22 protein-coding genes and 2 pseudogenes are annotated in these 21,332 nt (G+C 42.4%); 6 read left to right on the top strand and 18 right to left on the bottom strand.

Annotation, left to right across the window (positions count from 1 at the left end; translation table 11 throughout):
* The first annotated feature begins 310 nt into the window (after window positions 1-310).
* The gene (locus LZG74_RS19930; RefSeq protein WP_233798261.1) at window positions 311-610 is read left to right on the top strand and encodes a hypothetical protein; all 300 of its coding nucleotides are present in this window, start codon (window positions 311-313) and stop codon (window positions 608-610) included.
* An 824-nt stretch (window positions 611-1,434) separates the two neighbouring features.
* Here LZG74_RS19930 and LZG74_RS19925 read toward each other — a convergent pair.
* The 14 genes and pseudogenes from LZG74_RS19925 to LZG74_RS19865 all read right to left on the bottom strand — a co-directional run bounded on the left by LZG74_RS19925 (window position 1,435) and on the right by LZG74_RS19865 (window position 11,155).
* Window positions 1,435-2,048 (bottom strand): annotated as a pseudogene (locus LZG74_RS19925) (recombinase family protein).
* A gap of 410 nt (window positions 2,049-2,458) precedes the next feature.
* Window positions 2,459-3,109, bottom strand: a pseudogene (locus tag LZG74_RS26590) (CatB-related O-acetyltransferase).
* 72 nt (window positions 3,110-3,181) lie between these two features.
* A complete protein-coding gene (locus tag LZG74_RS19915) occupies window positions 3,182-3,703 on the bottom strand; it encodes a GNAT family N-acetyltransferase (protein ID WP_233798260.1) in 522 nt (173 codons plus the stop codon).
* Window positions 3,704-3,735: 32 nt separating this feature from the next.
* Window positions 3,736-4,566 carry a hypothetical protein gene (locus LZG74_RS19910; RefSeq protein WP_233798259.1) on the bottom strand — a complete coding sequence of 277 codons (831 nt, stop codon included), beginning with the start codon at window positions 4,564-4,566 and terminating at the stop codon, window positions 3,736-3,738.
* 35 nt (window positions 4,567-4,601) lie between these two features.
* Complete coding sequence (locus tag LZG74_RS19905; RefSeq protein WP_233798258.1) at window positions 4,602-5,288, bottom strand: hypothetical protein; 687 nt, start codon at window positions 5,286-5,288, stop codon at window positions 4,602-4,604.
* Window positions 5,289-5,324: 36 nt separating this feature from the next.
* Window positions 5,325-6,599 carry a hypothetical protein gene (locus LZG74_RS19900; RefSeq protein WP_233798257.1) on the bottom strand — a complete coding sequence of 425 codons (1,275 nt, stop codon included), beginning with the start codon at window positions 6,597-6,599 and terminating at the stop codon, window positions 5,325-5,327.
* A gap of 25 nt (window positions 6,600-6,624) precedes the next feature.
* Window positions 6,625-7,248, bottom strand: coding sequence for a hypothetical protein (locus LZG74_RS19895; protein WP_233798256.1), 624 nt, complete (start codon window positions 7,246-7,248; stop codon window positions 6,625-6,627).
* A 77-nt stretch (window positions 7,249-7,325) separates the two neighbouring features.
* Window positions 7,326-7,928: a Crp/Fnr family transcriptional regulator gene (locus LZG74_RS19890; RefSeq protein WP_233798255.1), complete on the bottom strand. Its 603-nt coding sequence runs from the start codon at window positions 7,926-7,928 to the stop codon at window positions 7,326-7,328.
* Window positions 7,929-7,936: 8 nt separating this feature from the next.
* Window positions 7,937-8,260, bottom strand: a complete 324-nt coding sequence (locus LZG74_RS26265) for a GrpB family protein (RefSeq protein ID WP_255699438.1) — start codon at window positions 8,258-8,260, stop codon at window positions 7,937-7,939.
* On the bottom strand, window positions 8,250-8,504 hold the full coding sequence (locus tag LZG74_RS26260; protein WP_255699437.1) for a GrpB family protein: 255 nt from the start codon (window positions 8,502-8,504) through the stop codon (window positions 8,250-8,252). The genes LZG74_RS26265 and LZG74_RS26260 overlap by 11 nt, the downstream gene beginning before the upstream one ends.
* Window positions 8,505-8,659: 155 nt before the next feature.
* Window positions 8,660-9,064, bottom strand: a complete 405-nt coding sequence (locus tag LZG74_RS19880; protein ID WP_233798254.1) for a GNAT family N-acetyltransferase — start codon at window positions 9,062-9,064, stop codon at window positions 8,660-8,662.
* 69 nt (window positions 9,065-9,133) lie between these two features.
* Entirely contained in the window at window positions 9,134-9,580 is a 447-nt protein-coding gene (locus LZG74_RS19875) for a DinB family protein (protein ID WP_233798253.1), read from the bottom strand.
* Window positions 9,581-9,831: 251 nt separating this feature from the next.
* Entirely contained in the window at window positions 9,832-10,575 is a 744-nt protein-coding gene (locus LZG74_RS19870) for a hypothetical protein (protein WP_233798252.1), read from the bottom strand.
* A gap of 52 nt (window positions 10,576-10,627) precedes the next feature.
* Window positions 10,628-11,155, bottom strand: a complete 528-nt coding sequence (locus LZG74_RS19865; protein WP_233798251.1) for a cysteine hydrolase family protein — start codon at window positions 11,153-11,155, stop codon at window positions 10,628-10,630.
* Between the two features lie 1,298 nt (window positions 11,156-12,453).
* On the opposite strand from LZG74_RS19865, the gene LZG74_RS19860 reads away from it, so the two are divergent.
* The 5 genes from LZG74_RS19860 to LZG74_RS19840 all read left to right on the top strand — a co-directional run bounded on the left by LZG74_RS19860 (window position 12,454) and on the right by LZG74_RS19840 (window position 16,221).
* Window positions 12,454-12,876 carry a polyketide cyclase/dehydrase gene (locus LZG74_RS19860; protein WP_233798250.1) on the top strand — a complete coding sequence of 141 codons (423 nt, stop codon included), beginning with the start codon at window positions 12,454-12,456 and terminating at the stop codon, window positions 12,874-12,876.
* A gap of 8 nt (window positions 12,877-12,884) precedes the next feature.
* Window positions 12,885-13,418, top strand: coding sequence for a cupin domain-containing protein (locus LZG74_RS19855; RefSeq protein WP_233798249.1), 534 nt, complete (start codon window positions 12,885-12,887; stop codon window positions 13,416-13,418).
* 448 nt (window positions 13,419-13,866) lie between these two features.
* Entirely contained in the window at window positions 13,867-14,049 is a 183-nt protein-coding gene (locus tag LZG74_RS19850; protein WP_233798248.1) for a hypothetical protein, read from the top strand.
* Between the two features lie 144 nt (window positions 14,050-14,193).
* On the top strand, window positions 14,194-15,507 hold the full coding sequence (locus LZG74_RS19845; protein WP_233798247.1) for an amidohydrolase family protein: 1,314 nt from the start codon (window positions 14,194-14,196) through the stop codon (window positions 15,505-15,507).
* A 54-nt stretch (window positions 15,508-15,561) separates the two neighbouring features.
* Window positions 15,562-16,221 (top strand): DAPG hydrolase family protein, encoded by a 660-nt coding sequence (locus LZG74_RS19840; RefSeq protein ID WP_233798246.1) that lies wholly within the window; start codon window positions 15,562-15,564, stop codon window positions 16,219-16,221.
* A 181-nt stretch (window positions 16,222-16,402) separates the two neighbouring features.
* Here the strand turns inward: LZG74_RS19840 and LZG74_RS19835 are convergent, their stop codons facing one another.
* From LZG74_RS19835 to LZG74_RS19820, 4 genes are read right to left on the bottom strand one after another with little or no spacing between them, the layout of a single operon-like run.
* The gene (locus LZG74_RS19835) at window positions 16,403-18,763 is read right to left on the bottom strand and encodes a T9SS type A sorting domain-containing protein (protein ID WP_233798245.1); all 2,361 of its coding nucleotides are present in this window, start codon (window positions 18,761-18,763) and stop codon (window positions 16,403-16,405) included.
* A 14-nt stretch (window positions 18,764-18,777) separates the two neighbouring features.
* Window positions 18,778-19,344 (bottom strand): hypothetical protein, encoded by a 567-nt coding sequence (locus LZG74_RS19830; protein WP_233798244.1) that lies wholly within the window; start codon window positions 19,342-19,344, stop codon window positions 18,778-18,780.
* 1 nt (window position 19,345) lies between these two features.
* Complete coding sequence (locus LZG74_RS19825) at window positions 19,346-20,482, bottom strand: FAD-dependent monooxygenase (RefSeq protein WP_233798243.1); 1,137 nt, start codon at window positions 20,480-20,482, stop codon at window positions 19,346-19,348.
* Window positions 20,479-21,291 carry a DUF5602 domain-containing protein gene (locus LZG74_RS19820; protein WP_233798242.1) on the bottom strand — a complete coding sequence of 271 codons (813 nt, stop codon included), beginning with the start codon at window positions 21,289-21,291 and terminating at the stop codon, window positions 20,479-20,481. The genes LZG74_RS19825 and LZG74_RS19820 overlap by 4 nt, the downstream gene beginning before the upstream one ends.
* Window positions 21,292-21,332 lie beyond the last annotated feature (41 nt).

Genomic DNA, 21,332 nt, shown 5'->3' with positions numbered 1-21,332 from the left:
TTATTGAAAAGAATAGTCCGGATAGGCCAAAAGTCAAATGTTACGACACTGCTGCAATATTTCACTCTCTGATTAAGCTAGTCAATATGGCATTTTAAGAACGTCCGTTTGTAGAACGCCATATTTATTTCGATGATAGCCCTGTCGGATACTTGAAAATTAGTTAACTATAACTATATTATTGCTAATCTGCAATACCTTAAAATTTACAATAACGCAGATAGCTAATTTCAATACCATTACGCTACATATGATTGTCAGGAATTTTACTGTTAAATATCGTTTAAATTTTTCTTATTAGATACTATATATGTTGACGAAGAAAAAACGAGCGGGTGCCCAAGACTTGATACTAACACATTTGAAAATGGAAGGTGGTAGTGATCATACATTCGATATGCGTAAGAGACTTAGCCTTGATGAAATTGTATTATTATGCTTATGTGAAGAACTTCATGACCTGGGACTGGTTGCTCTACAACAGGCGAACTCCATCGATGAACCTCTAGATCACTATTGGGTGACCATTACCTCTAGAGGGCTTTTTTTATTGGATATGAAGGAGGCTTTGTGGGTAGGTTTGCAGATGTGCAACGAAAGCGATGGTTAGAATTATTAAAAACTATATTGATTGCTATGCAGTCCGTTGCTATCCTTATAGCAACACTATTACCACTTGTCTATCAATATAATAAGGATAAAAATAAAAAAAAGAAAATTATTAAGTTGCATTTAACGTAAAGTAATTTGAATAGGCTGAAAGATGTGATCCAAGCAGGCCGTGCTAAGAGTTCAAACAAAGGGATATTGATCTTTAGAGACTCTCTTAACATCCACAAGAATATCATAAAAGAGTAACAAGCAAAAAACATGTGTGTAACCGAACGATGGCGTAAGGGGAATTATTAGATAAACGTGATGAAGCACTGGCAATTAAATTACGTAACATTCCAAATTCCTGTACAGCTGTGTTTCCGTAAACTTAATAACAGTCACGGATGTTGCGCAACGTTACTGGGAGCAATCTTCCAGTATCAGGAAATTGGCATTGTATTTCTAACTAATATTTTCAATCATTTCAATTAAGTCATCACTCTCACGGGATGATTGCTTTTGCGTTGTAATTATGAAAGCACCCTTTTGGATTGTTAGAGGCATTTCCATTTCGCAAAATATAGTATTTCCTTCTTCCCCTTTCGTGACATTGATTTATCCAAGGTTTTTTACTAAAAGGGTAAGTATATCAACTAATTTCTCTAAGTGCATCTCTTGGACTAAGCTAACTTTGTGCTCAACTTTCATAATTTTACTTCTGTGAATGGTTCCTTGGGCTTGTTAAAAGACATATTACTTACAATTGTACCTTATGCCGAACGCGTTGGCGATTTCATAAAGATTTATCTGTAGGCAGATTGTTAAATCTGTACGAGTGTATTATTGTTTCTTATTAAATGTACCGTTACGAACCCATCCAACAATTTCTATCCCTTCATGTCGAAGGTAGTTGTAAAGTGTCGCTTTACTTCCGATCTTCAGTTGTTCGCAAATTTGCGTAGTCGTATATTTTTTACTTTGATACAGTGTAGCAGCTAAACTTGCTAAGTTCTTAGACTTTTGAGTCAATCCTTTCGGGCGGCCTCCCACCCGTCCACGTGCCCTTGCAGCTTCCATTCCTGCTAATGTTCGCTCCATCAAAATTTCCCTCTCATTTTCAGCGAAGACAGAACTAAGCATATACCAGAGTCGACCCATTTTTGTACAAGTGTCGATCCCCTCTGATATACTTCGAAAGTCCACTCCCATTTCTTTCCATTCAACCATGAGTTTGATCAGTTCATAAGTTGTCCGACCCAAGCGGTCAATTCTCCATACAACAATGACATCGCCTGCACGAAGTTCCGAAATCATCCTTATATATTCCGGCCTTTGTATTGAGCACCAGAAATCTTTTCATGATATATTTTCTCGCAACCTGCTTTTTTGAGGGAGTCAAATTGTAGATCCTGATTCTGCTCAGTCTTCGAAACCCTTATGTATCCAATCACCATTTGAAATAGTACAGTTTAACGTGCCGGTCTGCAATATACAGTAATTTGTTTTGGTGTACCACTAATCTGTAATTTGAAATATCGGAAAAGGGCTCTTTTCAGAACTAGAAGGGAAGAAAAGTTAGAAGAGCTGAGAGTACGGAAAAACCACCGAATAATTTTACTGCTATTGATCATAGATACAATCTGTACTTGCTTTCATTCGATTGTCGTCATGTTCGCAATAATATGGTTAATCAGTGTGGCTTATACGAAGATGCTCGCTATAAAAAGAATAGCCCAACTTAAAAATTTCACTTACGCTCACTTAAATGGTGAAGTAATATGTAGAAGAAGCAGTCACATAGTGAACGAGACATCTTTGGAATAATATTGCCTGAAAATTAGTTATAGTGGGATTAAATCACTCATTACTGGCCTATTTTTTCGAGTGCATCTATATCTCTGGAATTAATCAGAAACAGATATTCGGTAATTTTTTGAGCACTCCAATTCCACCAGGCAATTCTGTTAAGCCGTTCAACTGCGTCCTGATCATATCGCATGCGAATAATCTGTGCCGGGTTACCGCCGACAACTGCATAATCAGGAACGTCTTTGGTGACAACGGCTTTTGTGGCGATGATGGCCCCATTACCGACTTTTATACCTGGCATGATGGTGGCGTCATACCCGATCCACACATCATGGCCAATTACAATACCTCCTTTATAAGGGTATTTAACACTTGAACCTACGCCTTCATTGATTTTCTCCCAGCCGTTTGAAAATATCCCAAAAGGATAAGTTGACATGGGTGCGATTTCATGGTTGCCCCCATTCATGATAAATTTAACATCTGAGGCAATTGCACAAAAATTACCGATGATTAGTTTATCGCCAATAAAATCGAAGTGAAGTGAAAAAGCACGTTCTTTTCAAAATTGGCTGCATCTGCAAAACCAGCGTAGTAAGTATAATCCCCAACAATGATGTTGGGGTTGGTAACCTGGTTCTTTAAAAACAAGGTTAGTATCGGGTCCTAATGGATAGAGCTTGCCTGAGTCTGGTCCGAAAAACATAGTAGCTGTATATATCAAAATGAACCTTGAAACTGCGAAATACTAATGGTTGATATGAGGTGAACATAGAAGTTAAGATATGTGCAAATGAAAAAAAATGTTATCAACCGCCATCAATGGAAATTCAGCAGGCAAACTTTCCCTGGTAATTGGTTGGAAGCTCATCTTGCTATAAAATTTTATTGCTGCCTTTAAACTGTCGATGGTTCCCAAATACAGATCTGCAATAGATTGCTGGCGACAATATTCTATTAAATGCCTTAATAAATGTGTTGCAACTTGCCATTCTTTGCCCCGGTACTCTTTAACTACAAACATTTTGCGAATTGCACCTCGCTCCTGCCCCGCCGAAAGTAACCCAATCGTTCCAACAATTTTGCCTTCTACTTCTGCTCCCCAAAACTTAACATAATATTTTTCTATGTCTTCCAAATCAGGCTGTTGCGAAATTGTTATTGGAAGATTAAACTCGTTTTGCTGAATTGGCAGTATAAGTCCAAGGATTTCATTACAATACCGATTATCAAGCTGGATAATCTTGATCCTGGATGAAAAATCAGGATCATTGACTGTCTTACCAGGAAAATGGATCATAGATTTATTTTATAAGTTGTTTACAATTTAGTTTATCGCAACTGCGTAGGAATGTAGTGATAATCAAGAAGAACATCTCTATTCACCTCTGACCCTGAATATCGCTGCGACTCCTGTAAAACAAATCCCTGATTGTCGTATATAAATTTGTTTTTCTGAACTGAAAGCACCGATTGCGTTTTTAAATCCCGAACAGTAATTTTACCAGGGTTGTTTTTTTGAATCACTGTTCCTTTCACAAAAGGATAGAAGACAAATGAAGGGTCTGAATTAATTTTATCATCATAGTCGTCATACTGCACTTGCAGCGTACTGGTAAACGGCTTGTTCTCATTCTGCCGGGTAAGTGTGGTTATCATGCGGACATTGCCATGCTGGTCATATTCATAAACATGCTTGGTCAAACCCGCACCGTCCTGATTATTGCCAGCATGTACCATGTCCAATATTTGTGAAAGTCTTCCATTATTCGTGAAAAAATATTGGTGGCTAACCACAAGGCGATTTTTATAATCGTATTCTTCTGTCTTATCCAAAGTATTGCCTCGGTAGGTAAATCTAACCTGCATTTTACCATTATTTCTGATTTTCTCGATCCTGTTAGATGAATCATATTCCACTGTGGCGATCAAATTACCTATTGTGCCGGGTGAATCTGGATAAACCCAATGCACTGTTACCGCAGAAACCAGCCCGCGATCATTATACTTAAAAAGCTGAACATTTTCATTCCCCGATGTGATCTTTTCCAATCGGGTACTTTGCCCGGGTTCTATCACAGGCAAGCTGTCATCTCTTTTGCAAGAAAACGCCAGCAAGCTCAGGACTGTGATGAGAGAAAACAATAAGATTTTATTTTTCATGGCATATTGTAGTTAACTTCAAAAATTAAGCGTATCTATATATACGTATTTCCTTGACCTTCAAATGCTTTATTTCGGTGGCGATTGAGTAATACCTCTTTAAGCTTTCGGGTATCAAGTTTCCCATTAGTCCTGACCATTTGGTCGACAACCAGGCCAAATGGTTTAACAAGCTCTGATGTAAATAAAAATGATGATGGTGGGTATGCGACTGATATATAAACAGGAACTAGCAATTGCTGAACAATTTTTGTCAGGCAGATCAAGTAATCCGGGTCTGTTTCTCTTCCAAGTACCTGACCAGGTAACCAGGCAGCAGGTCTCAACAAAATCATGTCTGCTCCTTCCGATACCGCTTTCTTGCATTCATTGATACATCCCTGGCCGTTAACCTCAATAACCTGCAAAAGTTTTACCCCCGGCAGCAACTGACGTAAATGCCTGTAGGTCAAACTGCTTACCGGTTTGTCTAGTTGGATTCCAGCAGATTTTATAAAGTTGTAACGTCTTGCGATGTCCTCGAAGACAGTTTCACCGGTCATCATATAGGTAGGTACGGACGGAGGTACCATGGCAGAGATCCGTGCAGTCAATTCCAATGCAGCAGAATGACCAACTTCTATTTTTGGACATATAATTCCCAGGGCGTCCGCTCCAAATTGGATGGCAAGGCTAGCTTCCTGTACACTGCTAATACTGTCTATTTTGATTTTCACACTCATTTCATTTCTGGTGGCCACAGAATATTCTAAAAAATACTAATAAGGGCTGGCTGTCTTGAACCGGGCGGATACAGACCCGGTTTCGAGTTTATTTTCGTTATTATCGTAATAGTATACAGTGCCTGCCATACTACCCGCAACGAGCTTTCGGGTTTTATCGTATTCGCTGATGACCACCTTTAAAGGGCCATAAACTTGTCTGCCATCTGACGTATAATATCTTTCGCTCCAGGGCTTGCCAAGATGATCCTTGCAGCTCACTTTGAAATTTATCGTCTGATCTACCTCATAGGTTCCTACGCCTGAAAAGTGGAGAACACTTAAATTGACAATATTTTGTTTCTGCTGATCAGATCTGCCTTCAAACAAACCAATCTGAAGAAGTTCGTTGTCAACAACTACGGCGGAATTAATCCTTGCGTTTTTAACATTGTAACCGTTTAGCTTGAACTCGTTTTCTGACCGGATGACAAACGTGGAAATCAGGATCAGCTTGGCCTTTGTTTTTAGTATCACTTCGGTACTCACTGTAATTGTATCATTTTGAGGCGAGAGCGCAGGTGCTGTATAGGTAGCAGACGCTGCATCCTTTATAATAGTCATCCCACCCAAAACCTGGTCAAACCGGTCCACCAGGTTGTGTCCATTAACAAGCCAGTTTTTTACCTCATGATTTTTTAGAAGAACATGTGGAGTTAACGCTTCGAGCATATCATCCTCGGTTGGGTCCTGTCTTCCTTTTTGGTAGAAGACGTCCAGGCGGACAGTTTCCGAGGAAGAAAGCGTTGCTGTTTGTGGCTTTAAGTAAAACTGTTCGTAAAATGCAAAGCTCTCTGCTTTTTCCAATACGAATGAGGCCATATGAGAAGATTTATCAAGAATTATTTTATGATATCCCTTCCAGCTGTTATCTGATTGCTGGAAAGCAACACCAAGGGCATCGGGCGATGATCCCGCGATATCCTTATCAGTATAATTCCATCTTATGGATATTGGTTTTTTAAATTTCAAATCCCTGGGCATGAGTGTGTACCCTAAACCAGCTGCACTAAAGCACTTGTTTTCAACAGGCTGAATTCTTATGAGTCGCTCCTGAGCAACAGCACCAGACGGTATTTCAAGTGTCATGACACCGTTTACAACAATCTTTCCCCCCGAAGGCCCGATACGTTGTTCAATAGCATCGCCGATAGGCATCCCGACCGGAGTTGGTGTCCCTTCCTGAGGAATTTCATCAGCCGTTTCGTCTTTGCACCCGATTAACAAGACGCCGAACATAATCAGCACCATTATTAAAATTGTATTCTTCATAGTTGCCACAGCACGTTGTTTGAAGTCAAAAAGAAAAGCGGTACCCGATATGTAGTGCTGCAATAAATTTGACCTTCGCGGTTTTAAACTCGACATCACCAATCTGGTTTCGCTTGTCAAGGTTGACTTCTTTACCAGCGTTTACCCACGGTGTAACATAGAGGCCAATCTTTTTGATGGGGAACAAAGTATATCCAACCCTGAAATTTGGATAGATTGTCTGAAAACATGTGCTTTTGGTTGCATCGTCATGCTGAACAGTATTGTTATACAGAAAAACAGATGGTCCAAAGAGCAGCCCCTTCCCATTTTTTCGCAGTGCGTAATCTACAAATAACGCATAGCTGTTCTTGAATTTTAAATTTCGAAATCCCTGGTCCCGATTTTCTGTTTTCATCATTTTATTCGGAAAACTGGATTTATAAACAGAACCCATTACGCTCCAATGTGACAATGTTTTTGGGCTATACCGGAGACTAAACGAATAGCCCTTTAATACGAACGGAGCGGGATCTATCTCAATGGACAGCGTGCTTTTGGGTATTTGTCCGGTATTCTGAGCCTGGGCTGATAAGCTCAACGAAGCTGTTGTTAAAGAAGTAAAAACCAGTAGCGCATAAACCTTGCTGCTGGCAATAATTGAAGTCATTGGTTTTTTCATTTTGTATCTATTTTATTTTTCGATACAAAACTAGCCTTTGGTTAAAACGCTTCCATTATCATTTGTTAAGAAACGAAGTCGCTATTAGCCAATTCGTTACGCAACCTGCTGAATGATACCGGGGTGATCCCCAGATACGATGCAATTACTGAGTGTGCGACCCTGTTTTCAATATTTGGGTAGTCAGATCTTAGCGCTATCAACCTTTCTTTTGCATTCAGGCTACGAAAGGAAATCTCATGTGCTATGCTTCTGAACAGCTCCGCTTCTACAACTTTCTGACCGAAAAATCTTATGTCGGCATCCGAGAAGCGCAGGGAGTCCAAAGTATTTACCGGTATTTTTGCCAGGGTGCAATCTGTAAGTGCTTGCAGGTTAAAAATATGCATGCCATTATCAGTTCTGGCATAATGAGGGGTTAATGCAGATCCTGGCATATAGAACCCAATGGTAACACACTGGTCTTTGCTATCAAACTTGCTTCTCTGGATAATGCCGTCGATAAGAAAGTATTCATGGGCATCACTACGTTGTTGACGGACAAGGTATTCATCCTTTTTCAAGGATTTGACGGTGCAGTTCTCCACTATTGCGTTCAGTGAAGCATGTGTAAGTAGCGCGTAGCCCGATATGATTTGGCGAAGGTTTTCGTCGAAACAGCTGTTCATATCCCAAATTAATCATTATAATCGGCATACCATATTAGCGCCTTTTGTTCAATTTCCGCGATTAAAACACCTTTTGCAGCACTATACTCCTGACTGTCATTCCACTCCCGGCAACTCAACTCCAACTTAAACTTTTCGTAACGACAACGTTCAATCTCATTGTGCCCTAAATATTCTTTAAATGCAATATGACGTGTCCAGTGATCAGAGCCGTATTCGAGCATATGTATATGAGCTGTTGCGGAGATGTTCGTATCATGTTTGGATATTTTTCGGTGTGAAGGAATGATGAAACCATTGCCGGACCGTACAAAGAAGCGCCTATATGGCATTATAATTTTCAATATATATATATCCAGCTTTAATAAAGGGCTCGATAGCACAATTCAACAGAGCTTCATATTTTATCCCAACAAGTATGTCGATAATTGGCTTTGCAGCCATGCCAAAAACAGAAGTACTACCTATGTGCGCTATTCTTACCTCGAAATTGGCCAATAGATTCTGAATCTCATTTTCTAGCAAGGCATATTCCCGTTGCCAGTCACTGCTGTATTTTTCAAGATGGATTTTCATACCTCGAATTGAAAAATCGTTGTTTAAGGCGTTTGATAATTTCAACAATGGATTCGATGATCCGTTAAGCCAACACTTTTTGCATTCTGTAATTAATAATTTTCACCCCGCGAATAAAATTCTGGTTTTCTCTAATCAATTCGAAACCATGCTTTTCAAAGAAAGCTCGTGCTGTTGCACTGACATCCGCGGTCAATTCCTTGGTTTAGATTTTCTGCCGCCTCTCTCTCCAATTGCAGATATATTTGAGCGGCAACCCCTTTCCGGAGGTGGTCCTTGTGGGTAAATAGAAAATCCACATGTGCCTGCTCTTTCAAAGACCCAAATCCCAAGATCCCGGAACGGTTCTCGGCAACCAAAAAGTACTGGCTTTCTATTGCCTGCTCCCACCGCTCGATATTTTCAATTCCCTGTTTCCAAACATTCCTTTGCAGCTGATCGTAATCGTTTTTGCACGCATATTCAATTGTTTGCACATACAGGGAATGGATGGCCGTAAGGTCGCTGAGCCCTGCCTGTCTCAGATTCCAGGATAAAGCGTTTGATGGTTGATTTTTCATTTAGGTGTTGGCAGAGAGCCTGATTTTCGTAATACCCCATTTTACAGGTAAACTGGATTTGAGCCGGTATCAATTAACGGCTTCTTTCATTTGGGTAAGATGATGCTGAAGATGTGAAATGTATCCTTCGGCGATCTCATAAATCGTTTTAAATTCTGGTGCAGACTGACCGATATCCAGTCGTTTTGATAAAAAACCATCAGGATAATTCATCCAGATCCTGATCATTTGTTTGTTCAGTGCAAGAAACAACCCGGTCAGTTCTGCTGCGCTTACTTGGTTGTAATGTTGATGTCGCACCCACTGATCCTGGTTGTAGATAATTTTGAAATCGCTGTCATGTGTCGCGCGCACAAAGCGCTGAATGTTGTTCGCAGCGCTATCTATCAAGTGTCCCAGGATCTCCAGATTGGACCATTTGCCACCCGGGCGCCTGGTGTCCCAGTCAGAAATGGTTGTAAAAATACTTAGTCCTTCATTTATAGCCTCTTGAAGCACTCCACTCAATTCATTCATACATGTTATTAAATTAGTCATGTTCGGACTGTCACAGCTTTCAATTGAATTCTTCAATAAGTCATTTTTGCAGTTAATTGCGTGTTTTGTTCTCAACACACATGCCCGCAAAGCTGAACTTTAAGTGCCAGCTCCGCAAGGATCAGATATTTGAATTGTTAAAAACCTGCATTTAAACCTACGTTTTCCAAGTATAGTGTATTAAAGAAAATTCTCTGCCGGTTCGTAAAAACTTGCGTATCTATAACATGTCAGCGGCTTTCGATACTCATACGCTTTTCTCCCACGCTGATATCAGATTTAATCAAACGTCTGTCTTTCTTGGATATGTAATAGGTAGACCTGGCATGGGGAGCAATCTCATCTATAACTTCAACGACAAAACAAGGAATGGCTTCCTGACTGTCTATAGCTGCCCCGCCATCTGTCACGCGCGTAATTGTTGCAAATAGAAGCCCATGTTTTTTCGGGTTAAAATCGTAAATAGGTATTCTGGCCTGATACCCGGCTTTTAAAGGTAAAAACCGGATCAAATGCGGATAAAAATTGGAATCATGAAAACGGGCTCTTACCGTATCTTCAATATTCATTATTTGATTATCTGCCAACGTTTTGTAGTAGCCTGTAATTTCCCGTCCTGCAAAATTTAAAACCATTTCACGCTGGCTATTAAATGATGAATGATATATTGGTGAGAGTGTAATCCTATCCACCACCGTCGTATCGCACCAAACCTTCGGCGATCCATTCATTTTAACCTGCTGAACCACAAGCATTCTGGTATTCTCATAATCAGGATTTATCGTCGTTTCAATATCCGCAATAGCCGATTTCTGAGAATCCTTGTGTAAGTACCAGACCATTTCTTCCTTTTGATACTTTACAAGCTCTGCGGAGACCAGCGAATCAGAGGGAAACAATATCGTCTGTGCGCAAAGAGATTGACTGTACAGGAAAGACACCAGAAAAGTACCTAGGCCAGTTTTAAAATTCATATTTTTAGAATTGAAGTTAAATTAAGAATTTGCCCATCTTCACAAGAGAGACCTAAAAGCTGCTTATCAATTTCGCTCCTGATTCGACGTACTTTTTGAGCATCTTGCCGAGCTTGCGATCTGTTTTTGCAGCAATTGCATCAACTGCAACTTCAGTAAAGAACCCATAGTGTTGAGCCCCTTTTAACGTTGCCCATATACAGCCTTCCGCAAATACTCCGGTTAATACTACTGTGTGAATTCCTTGTGCTTTCAAGAACGAGAGCAGATCAGGGTTGGAAAATGCGTCATCTTTACTTTTTGAAAAGTAATATGGAGATACTATTTCAAGTCTCTTGTCGAGTGCTGCGCCCGGTGTGTCCCGGATTGCGGCAAAACGGTGAAAAATATTAAGTAAATCGTACTTATTAAACTCATTGCCAATATAGATAACTGTGAAATTGAGATCACGCGCTAATTCAACTATTAAGTTAATGTTAGTGATCATCTTTTTTCCTTGGACAACATTTACCGGCAGCCGAGCTTGGGGGCCGGTAAAATCCTCTTGAACATCAATGACTAGCAGCGCTTTTCTTTCCATTTTGTAGTTGTTAAAAAACCATGAGACTTGAAAAGCTGTAGTAATCTGACCACCAGTTAATACAGCTTACACTTATAAAATTGACAAGAGTGTTTTCAAATCCTTGCAAAATTAGCTTTGACATGATCAACCCTAATTATCATTTGATAAGAAATCCAATTGAGAAAATAATTGGGTTTGATCACAGTCAACGGCTAAAAAAAGGTAACTAATCGGTTATTTAATCTTAAATATGAGGATCGATTTTATTCAAAGTAAGTGAAGAGATGATCAGCAAATCGAAGCTATGCTAGTAAACGCTAAACCGAAGATGTTGTTGGGCTAATTAACGGCCCGTGATTACGCTTAATTCAACTAACAGGAGATGATATTTGTAAATTTGTGATTATGAAGAAGCAAAAGTACGTTTTAACGTCCACTACAACCCTTTAACCGTACTATATTAGTGCTCCCTGATGCTAGTAATGCATAAAAACTGGAAATTTACATATTTCATTTTAACCCACCGATTAAATTTTCATATGTTTCGTATAACTAAAGGTTATTGTGGCCAATCAGCAGATCACCACTCAGGGCAAAATCTTATGTAGCAGGAGGAGCATCTATCTCATTAACTCAGCTACATTCTGAAAATTAGACATTGATTCGTTAGACGACAATTCGAGATTGTTTCTTTAAGTTGGATTCAGTCTTTTTGATCGTCCGCCCGCACCTACCAAAACAGAGGCTACCTACGACAGATCGGATAGAGCCAGTAAGTAATCTGGTGCTGCAACTATTTGATCAAAAACCGTTTCTTAACAAAAACCATTAAACCAGATATTATGAAAGTCTGATGCTACTGTTTTTGTGTCAGCTTGTGCGGGATTTTGATATGCGGAATTTTGATATTGTTGAGGTGCCCATGTAACGCATGTAAATCTTTTTTCAGCCACACAGCCCAGGTAGTCTAGTGACCATGACCCCGGGACCTGTAATTCAGATCTGCTTGTGATGATCAAGTCCATATTGATTGCTGGCAATCTTTCTAGCCAACAGCAGAACTGCCTCAAGGATTTTTATAATGTTGCGGCTCTGGACGACGGGGAGAAGCGTTGGCTGGTCCCATCTTATGCGCAACCTATCGGGATTTTCCTCATTTGGTCACATACAAGTTGTAACCTGCTCCTTATGTAGCCAATTTTGAGCATGAAATATTAAACAAATATCACTCTGATGAAAAATATTGTGAACCTGCAAATCGTGGATGTTTCTCCCAACCCGTTTCAGGTAGAGACCAATAGTTTGGCACCAGTCTATTGCCAGGAAATGATAGAGATCAGTGCCCGCTTGGGCTCGTTTGGAATGTCATTACCGATATCAACGGCTGGTGCAAATGGAACCCAGACATCACTCACAGCAAGCTAGAAGGAGATCTTGCACCGGAAAACCATTTCGAATGGAAAAGTGGCGGCAGTGCCATCCTTTCAAGGTTACATACGGTAGCAGCAAAAAGCCAGTTTGGCTGGTCAGGTAAAACGCTTGGAATTTGTGCGGTTCATAATTGGACCTTATTTGAGCAAAGTGGGTTGGTTACCGTCATATCCGAAGAAAGCATGGAAGGGATTTTAGCTAGATTACTCAAGGGGTTTTTGAAAAAGAAAACTTCGTCAAGCCTAAAGACCTGGCTTCAAAGACTTAAAGAGGTCTCTGAGGACCCATACCGTAACCGCCATTCATAAATTGCACCGTGGATAATTCATTTTCCGAGATAAAAAACTCAAAAACAGGACAGCTTATCCGGTTTGTGAGCCGTCTGAAAGATACCGAAGAGCGACTGGGGATGGTTGCCTCTTATCCACCCTTCTGTAAAGAGCCGCCAGAACACTACCATCCACATCAAACCGAATATATTACCATTCTCAAAGGAGAAATAGCGGTTCGGATTAATGGGAAGGTATGTATTTACAAAGAAGGGGAAAGTATAATTACTTTGCCCAATGACCGGCACGCCATGTGGAACGATACGAGCCAGACAGTAATTGTAGACTGGCAGGTCTTTCCCCAGCTTGAAACTGAAACGTTTCTGCGTAAGATGACTCAGCTTGCCAATTTACCCGAAACAGGCCCGGGCCGCATCGTGAGATTGTTTAAAGGCATGTATTTGCTATTGGTATTTTCAGATACTATAAAGCTTACCGGGTTACCGGGCGTTGCTATCAATTGGCTGACCATTCTTTTGAGCCCATTTTTACGTTTAAAGCGGAACTACAATCAAATCTGACACTGCGTCAAATCTTTGTATGCCTACTGTGGTCTAGAACGTCTTATCCCATTTGCTTGTAGAAAAATTTAACAGGCAGTTATTACACAATATTTGATCAAATCAGATGGCTGTTAGATGAAACTATCCAAATACATATTCAGTGAATATCAGCTGATGCTGGGTATTTTGGTTCCATATATGCTGTGCTGCTGAACTTCTTTATCTTTTAAAAGTTTATTTCCTTAACCTAGCTTTGTTTCCATCAAAGTCATTGCCTGGCAGCTGCATACACTGATTGCGATGCTTTTGTCCGGGCATATCCAGGAACGGGGACACGGTGAAGCGCATTTTTATTTTTATTCTGCTTTTTCCCGCTGAACTCATTGGAATACGCTTAGTTTTTGGATATACGGGCAAATGGGCCTGACAATTTCCGGATTGGCTCACCGAAGACGTTTGGGCGCTGGTGTCTGGTATAGGGCTGAATCTGCTGTCGACCTTTTTACATGAAGGTGTTTCGAATTTTGAAAAATGGAAGGCGGCGCTCACTGAAACCGAGCCGCTGAAAACGGCTTACGCCAAAAGCCGCCTGGAAGGCCTGAAAACGCAGGTGAACATAGATCATAGTTACAATCTATATTCGCTCTGATTCGATAGGCGTCAAAAGTTCGGTATACGTTTAAGGGCTATGTAATAACAGTTGCTGACTCAGTTCGGCTATCTTTTATCCCAATTGATCTGAATAAGATTGCTCCCCATGCATTGTTGCCGAATCTTTGCTTTAAAAAAAGCTATGATCGTTAAAAACACTCACATTTTCGATGGAAGTCAGATAAGCAGAACTTCGGACATCCGTATTTCAGATGAAGGAATGATACTTCAAATTGATGAAAATCTCGACGCAATAGATAGCGAAATTGTCATTGACGGCGCCGGCATGATTGCGCTTCCGGGGCTAACAGATGCGCATCGCCATGTATGGCAAGCCCCTTTTAAAGGTATGGCCGCTGATATGATGCTCATGGAGTATCTCAACAGGATTGTTGGAGGTATTGGCACACAGATCAGCGCGGAAGAATTGTATCTGATCAATTTGTACGGCTATATCCAATGTGCCCAGGCAGGGATTACCAATGTTTTTGACTGGTCGCACATCATGAATTCTCCCGAACACGCCGACGCAGCTATCCAGGCAGCGGCAGATTCAGGGCTGAATGTACTGTTTTTCCATTCTACGTCAGCGCACGAGCGCGACAAATACTGGAATCACAGCTCGGCCTGCCATGATCAGGATATCGAGCGCTTGGCAGCCATTTACAAAAACCGTTTTGCAAATGTTCGCCTCGGTATGGGCATTAGGGGGCCCGAATTTGCAACAATGGAGGTAAATAAAATGGATATCCAGCAAGCAAAAGCGCTTGGTATCCCTGCATCTATGCACATCGGCAGCTCCATTTTGGGCAAGATTACCAAACCGGTCATGCAGCTTGCTGCAAAACAACTATTGAGCAGTGACCTAAATCTGGTGCATTGTTGCACGCTATCCAAAGATGAATTCAAGCTGATCGGTGAGGCTGGATGCCTTGTAACGATGACACCGGAAGCAGAAATGCAGACTGGATTGGGCAAGCCCGCAGTCGGCTTCATTGCAGACATACCTAACCTGAAGTGGTCGGTGGGGATTGACATTCCGACATCTTCTACGGACAGCCTTATGTTCCAACAGCGGCTATTGCTGCAAAGTTACCGCGCGATCGTCAACAATCGTCTGATTGAAAAAATGGAGTTCCCAATGCAGATGCCATACGACACGAACCAATTCTTTTACGATTCCATGGAAAAGGCAAACGAATTTAGCGGCATGAATGTCTCTGCCCGCATTCAGGTTGGGTCAAAGGCTTGTTTTTCATTGATTAAATGGGATAACCTGCACAACGATGCGTTCGCTTCAAAACCTGCCTTTTACTATTTGAATGAAAGCAACATCGACTCGATTATTCTCAATGGAAAGCTCGCAAAAAGCAAAGGACAGTGGCTGCTGCATGATCTGGATGATCTTACAAATAAGGTTAATGTCATTGTGGCCAGGACGATGAAGGGTTTTTAAACTCTATTGCGTATACGACCGATCGTTATTATTAACCAGAATATTCGGAAAAATATGAAGCTGGAAAATCCCTTGGATTTCGGATGGAAAATGAAAACACTGAAATCCGCACAGACTGACTTTTCGATCACCGAAAATGGCGTCCTGCACCTGTGCATTAAGCACGAGACCTTGAAAGGAATTACGCCCAGCATGCTCGAATGGTGGTTTAGAAATATTGGAGGAGACATGGAGTATAAAGGCAAGACTTACCCAAAATATCGCGTATGGCACCCGCTAGATCACATTCATTGGGAATTAAACAAAAATGTGCACAAGGACAGAAGTGTTGGCGTAGGGTCCTATTTCCGCATCGTGGAAGCGTTTGGCAGAAACCCGGATTTTGCCGTGGATAGCGTTGAAATGGTCACTAAGCTCGACGACACCGGCATTAGGCTTGTAAAAAGGATATTTGGGTTGGAGATATTTAGCCTTGAACATTGGTTTGAGCCCGCAGGTGATTGCCACTGTGCTTACCGCTCGTTGATGATCGTTGGATATGAGAGCTGGTTTGGGAGATTTATCATTAACCCTATCATACGTTCATGGATCTTTACGGATGACATGGGGTTTGCCTGGCTGAAACACAATATTGAGGAAGTAGGTAATTTCGAGTTTTTCCTGCCAGATCTATATCGAAGCCATATCGGCGACCGCATGTTGAAGGTAAAGTAATCTTCCTAAATGTTGGCTTAATAATTTATCCACAAACAGGCGTTATGATTAACATTGCGCCTGTTTTTTTAGTTATATCAAGCAATCCTTATGCTAGTTTGCTAGTAATATTCAAGCAGCATAACCACAAAGAAAGGGAAGAACGAAGCTGCTCTACCCTTTACTGGACTACAATGAAATATCAGTGCTTAATGATGCGATAGGTGAATTCAATACTATCCATTTCAGAAATGACCACATAAGTGCCCGGATTAAGACCAGACACATCGACCGGCTCCCCCCTTATAACTGTTGCAGTTTTGACTAACAGACCTATGAGGTTGTAAATGCTGATTTTTGTTTTGCCGTTGTTATGGGCAAGATAAAGTTTGTCAATTACAGGATTAGGATACAGTGTTACAGCTTCCTTTTCTGCACCTATGTTCACAATCCGACTGTAACTGAACGTTCCATCCTGATCAACTTGCTTCAACCTGTAATAGGCGGTCTGTCTAGGTCCGTAATCCGTGTATTTGTAGCTACGGAGCTGGTTACTGTTTTCCGAAGCTTGAATAGTATCAATCTGTTCAAACCCTAAAACTGGGCTGAGCGAACGCTCTACAACAAAGTATGCTGAATTTGTTTCCTGGCTGGTAGCCCATTCAAGAGCATTCCCTTCTGCGGATTTTACTCCTTTAAAATACAGCCAGGTAACCGGCAATGCTCCGGGCATAATAAAGCTGAACGTGGCCGCCGGTCGAAGATAGGCAGGTTGCAGGTTGCCATTATACTCATATGCGCTGATTACATATGTGATGCCCGGAACCAGATTGCCAACTGTAAACTCATTGCCAGTTCCCGCCGCGTATACCGCAAAATTACCTGGGCCAATCTGCGAAGATCCAAAGTTACTATTGGGACTTAGTCTGATAAAATCCTCAGGATCCATAGCGGCGGTAGAATCCTGACGCATTACAAACAGCCGCTTCTCACCGTTACCCTTTTGAAAGTTAAAAGTTGCGCTTCGCAACTCAGCCTTTTTCAAGTTGATATCCGAAGTTTGTACGGTTGGATATGGAATGGTCGACACAAAGCCCGACAAATAGGACGACGTCCGATAATCAGGTTTGTCACCGGGCAGGTTGTATTCCAAAATGGCAAGATGGTATACTGAAAGCGCTTCCAGTCCTTTAAGATTAAACCCTTGCTCCTGGCCATCATACACAACAAACTGCCCATCTTCCAAGGCTTGTCCTTGCCCAAATGTAGCATTGGCCTGATACACCTGGCCATCTGCGGGCATAGCGCTTACCGGAGCGTCCTTTCGGGCCACTACAAGGCGCCGTGCGCCGCTACCTTGTTTCCAAACCGCACGCAGGCTTGTACCTTCCACCTGCTGAACGCCAAGCTCAGATGCTGGCTTGTCTGGTTCAAGCGGAATCTGAATTTTAGCTACCTCGCCGGGCGCGTGATAAACCGGCGCGTAATAGCCGTTAAAATCAGAGATTTGCGCATAATAAGTCATTCCGGCTTTTAGATTGGTGACTGTAAAAGCGTTTCCATTCGTGGAGCCTGCAATGATATAATTGCCCGCCCCAAGTTGACTGCCCTTTCCAAAATCTTTGTTCCCACCAGTATAGCGCACAAAATCGGTGGGCTGCACAGTTACTGGTCCGTCCTGGCGCATGAGGATAATCCGGTTTTTACCTCCCAGATTATTGAAAACAAATGTGGCCGATGATCCGGTAACATCAGTGAGTGTTACCTGCGAATTTTGCGCAGGTCTTTCGACCGTATTCACCTGGCCTGCAAAATATTGATCTTTCAAATAATAGGCATAACCTGCTGCGTCCACATCATAAGAATAGATCCGGAAGTAATAGGCCGTGCCTGGTTCCAGGTTAGTCAGGGGCGCGGTATTCTCACCCGAATCATGCACCACAAATTCTCCCTGGGCAATTTCAAAACCGGAGCCGAACCGTCCATCTGCACGATAAAGCTTGCCATTTTCGGGCACAGCCCCCGGAGCATTTCCTTTTTTGAGAATGATTAGCTTTCGGCTGCCATCGCCGCCATTGGATATGATTTTGAGACTGTTACCCTCCACATCAGCAGGAACCACATTGGTTACCGGCAGGGTCGGACCCGCTTTTGTCTTTACACTCGCAGTTGTTGCGGTTTGAATGTAAACGGGCGAGGAAGTATTATTAAACTCAAATGATGCGAAATGATAAACTGTGTAGGGTTCCAGATTGGTAATGGTAACATTCAGGTTGGAGCCGCTATAAACCGCATAGTTTTGGCCATTAAGCGGAGCTCCACTTCCGAAAACTGTTTTCGCCGAATACGTCTTTCCGTTTTCGGGGCTTGCATCCACTGCACTGGCCTTTCTGGCCAGGACAATCCTGCTGGCACCACCGCCCGCCTGCAATTCGATCTTCACCGAGGTGCCGGTTACATTGGATAAAACAAGCGATCTGGTCGGTTCCGTTGGCACCTGGGCGCATAGCGTATTATGAATGCCCAGGATCATAAGCATTGTCAGTTGTAGTATTTTTGTCATGGTTTAAGTTAAAATTAATGTCGATTATTGAGCTTTTGGAAACCAAAAAGCACCAGCAGACAACAAATGAGAAGCCCGGTTATTGCAGGGACAATAATTGAAGTCCCAGCATTTCCTGCGCCGTCAACAGCCCAGATTATTTTACCTGTTGCCATCAAGACCAGTACTGAAAGCCCGGAGTAAAGACTTCTTTTCCAAAAGGCCAATGCTAAAAGCATGAATGATAAAGGCACCAGAGAGGCAAGAAAAACTTTCGCGAAACCCCAGTTCCCATGCAACCAGTCTTTTTCAAATTGCAGGAACTCTTTAATATTATCCGGGACTTCACTTGGAGCGGCGAACCAAAACATGCTGGTCAATAGCAAGAAAATAGTCCCCGTAATCCCTGCCAAGCTGTGCATGTAAGCAAAATAGCAGAACGGGACCAGAAAAAGAGGCCTGATGAACCAGCTTGCTTGGTTCTGGTGCCGTTCATATACCCACAGAAAGAAAGGGTTGCTGTTGAAAGCAAGGGCAACGAAAATAATAATGAGAAGGGCAAAGCCAGCAGCCACTTGACTGTCCCTAACTTTGTTTATCATATCAGAACGTCACATTGTAGAGTTTTTCAAACTGCTTTTCCCTGGACGATGCGGGGCTCATGCGCAAAAGTGCATTGCGCAGTTTGGCCAGCAGCAGGTTATCAGTCTGCGCAATTTTTCCGATCATGCGCGATTGGCGGATCACATATTGCGTCCTTTCCATGCGCTTGCTTTCAAATTCTGCAAACACTTTTTCAAGTGGCTGGTCTTTCCTTAATTCTGTTAGCAATGTCGCCGCATCTTCCATCGCCTGGCAGGCACCCTGTCCCATATTGGGTGTAGTCGCGTGCGCTGCGTCACCCACGAGCAAAATGTTGCTATGTGCATAATGAGCAAGCGGCGCAAGGTCATATATATCATTGTGTATCAATGCATAATGAGATGCCTTGCTTAGTATTTCGGGAATGGGATGATGAAATTTCCTAAACCATTTTGCAAGGTCCTGCGCACCGAATGCATTGAATACCGGATTATTAGCAATCGACCTTACGCATGCAAACCAGTAGATCTTCCCATCATTGAGCGGAACGATACCAAACCTGCCCGACGTATCCCAGGTCTCGGAAGCGCCGTGGGCCAGTGAGCCTGCATCCTCCACAACGCCACGCCAGCAAGTATACCCAGCGTATCGTTTGACATCATCCGCAGCGATTTTACTTCGTAACAACGAATTGATACCATCGGCCACAATCAGATAATCGGCCTGGTAAGTAGTACTATCGGCGAAATCCAATGTGATCTTTTTCCCAACGCGCTCTATGCCGATGGCCTTTTTGCCTTTGATGATTGAAGCCGGATCAATGTGGGCAAGCAATGCTTCATGAAGCGTGTGACGGTGAATGCTGAAATTGTCCAGGCCGAATTTCTCACTGATCATTTTACTGTCATTTTCAGAAATAATCTGCCCTGTTCGATCCAAAATCCTGAAATACGGAAGCTTGCGGCCCAGCGGGATGATGCCATCAGCGATACCAAGTACATCCAATGCTTTTATCGCATTAGGCGCAAGCCCCAGCCCGGCCCCGACCGGTTTGAGGTGCGGGGCCGCTTCAAAAATCGTGGTTTCGTAACCTGCCTTTTGAAAAGCAATGGCTGCGGTCAGGCCTGCAATCCCTGCTCCTGAAATCGCTATTTTCATGATTGTTGCCTGTAAATGAATTCTGATAATTCAACCTGGTAACCACCGGGGATCTTGGTCACACTCATTTTGGTTGGGTAATAACCAGTCCGGGCATATTTGGCCGGTTGCGGAATGCTACGCTCAAACTTCCCTGTAAGCGCCTTCAGGTATTCACCAGTAACCATCGGTTCATAAAAATTCACTTTACCATTATAGGTGCCGTAAATGAAGGTTTGTGTAAACGGGGCCGGATTTTGCGGGTTAAGCTCCGGCGAGGTGATATCCGCCCAATGCACACCCATTTTTGGAACACCGCCTGGGATGGGGATATAATTCTTGGGCAAATAATCCGGCGCAGGATATGTCTTGTGCCCTATCGAATCCACCTCAAATGGCGGTATTTTATTTAGCTCAGCCTCGGACTCCATGTAGAAATGAAAATCGAAATGCGCTTTGGTATACACGTTTTCCGGAGGATGTCCGTGTGGGTTCCAGTCCATGGTGACGTGATCAAAGACAGTGGCGCTTTTGTTTTCCGGCAAACGTAATGTGTAAATGATACTCTCGGGTGCATCGCCGTGGCCGCCGTGTTTCACCCGCCCGCCCGTGTGCATCTCAGGGATGGCAGCTTCCGTAAGTACAATTCCAGCCTTTAGGGGCTTATTGTCAAAACTAGTTTCGATGTAAGTCCAGGCCTCCCCATCTGCTACCTTTACTTTTTCGCCTTTTAGCAGAACCGGATCTTGATTGATATCGTGATCATTTTCACTACACGAAGACAAAGCAATAACTGCCGCTGCCATGGCAGCGATGATTGTTTTTTTCATTTGATTTTATTTTTATGGCTTATTTGATTAAAAAATTTCAG

Origin of the sequence: Dyadobacter sp. CY327 (genome assembly GCF_021390415.1) — a bacterium.
In the GTDB taxonomy this organism is placed as follows: Bacteria; Bacteroidota; Bacteroidia; order Cytophagales; family Spirosomataceae; genus Dyadobacter; species Dyadobacter chenhuakuii.
This window is presented reverse-complemented; position numbering and strand designations above follow the sequence as displayed.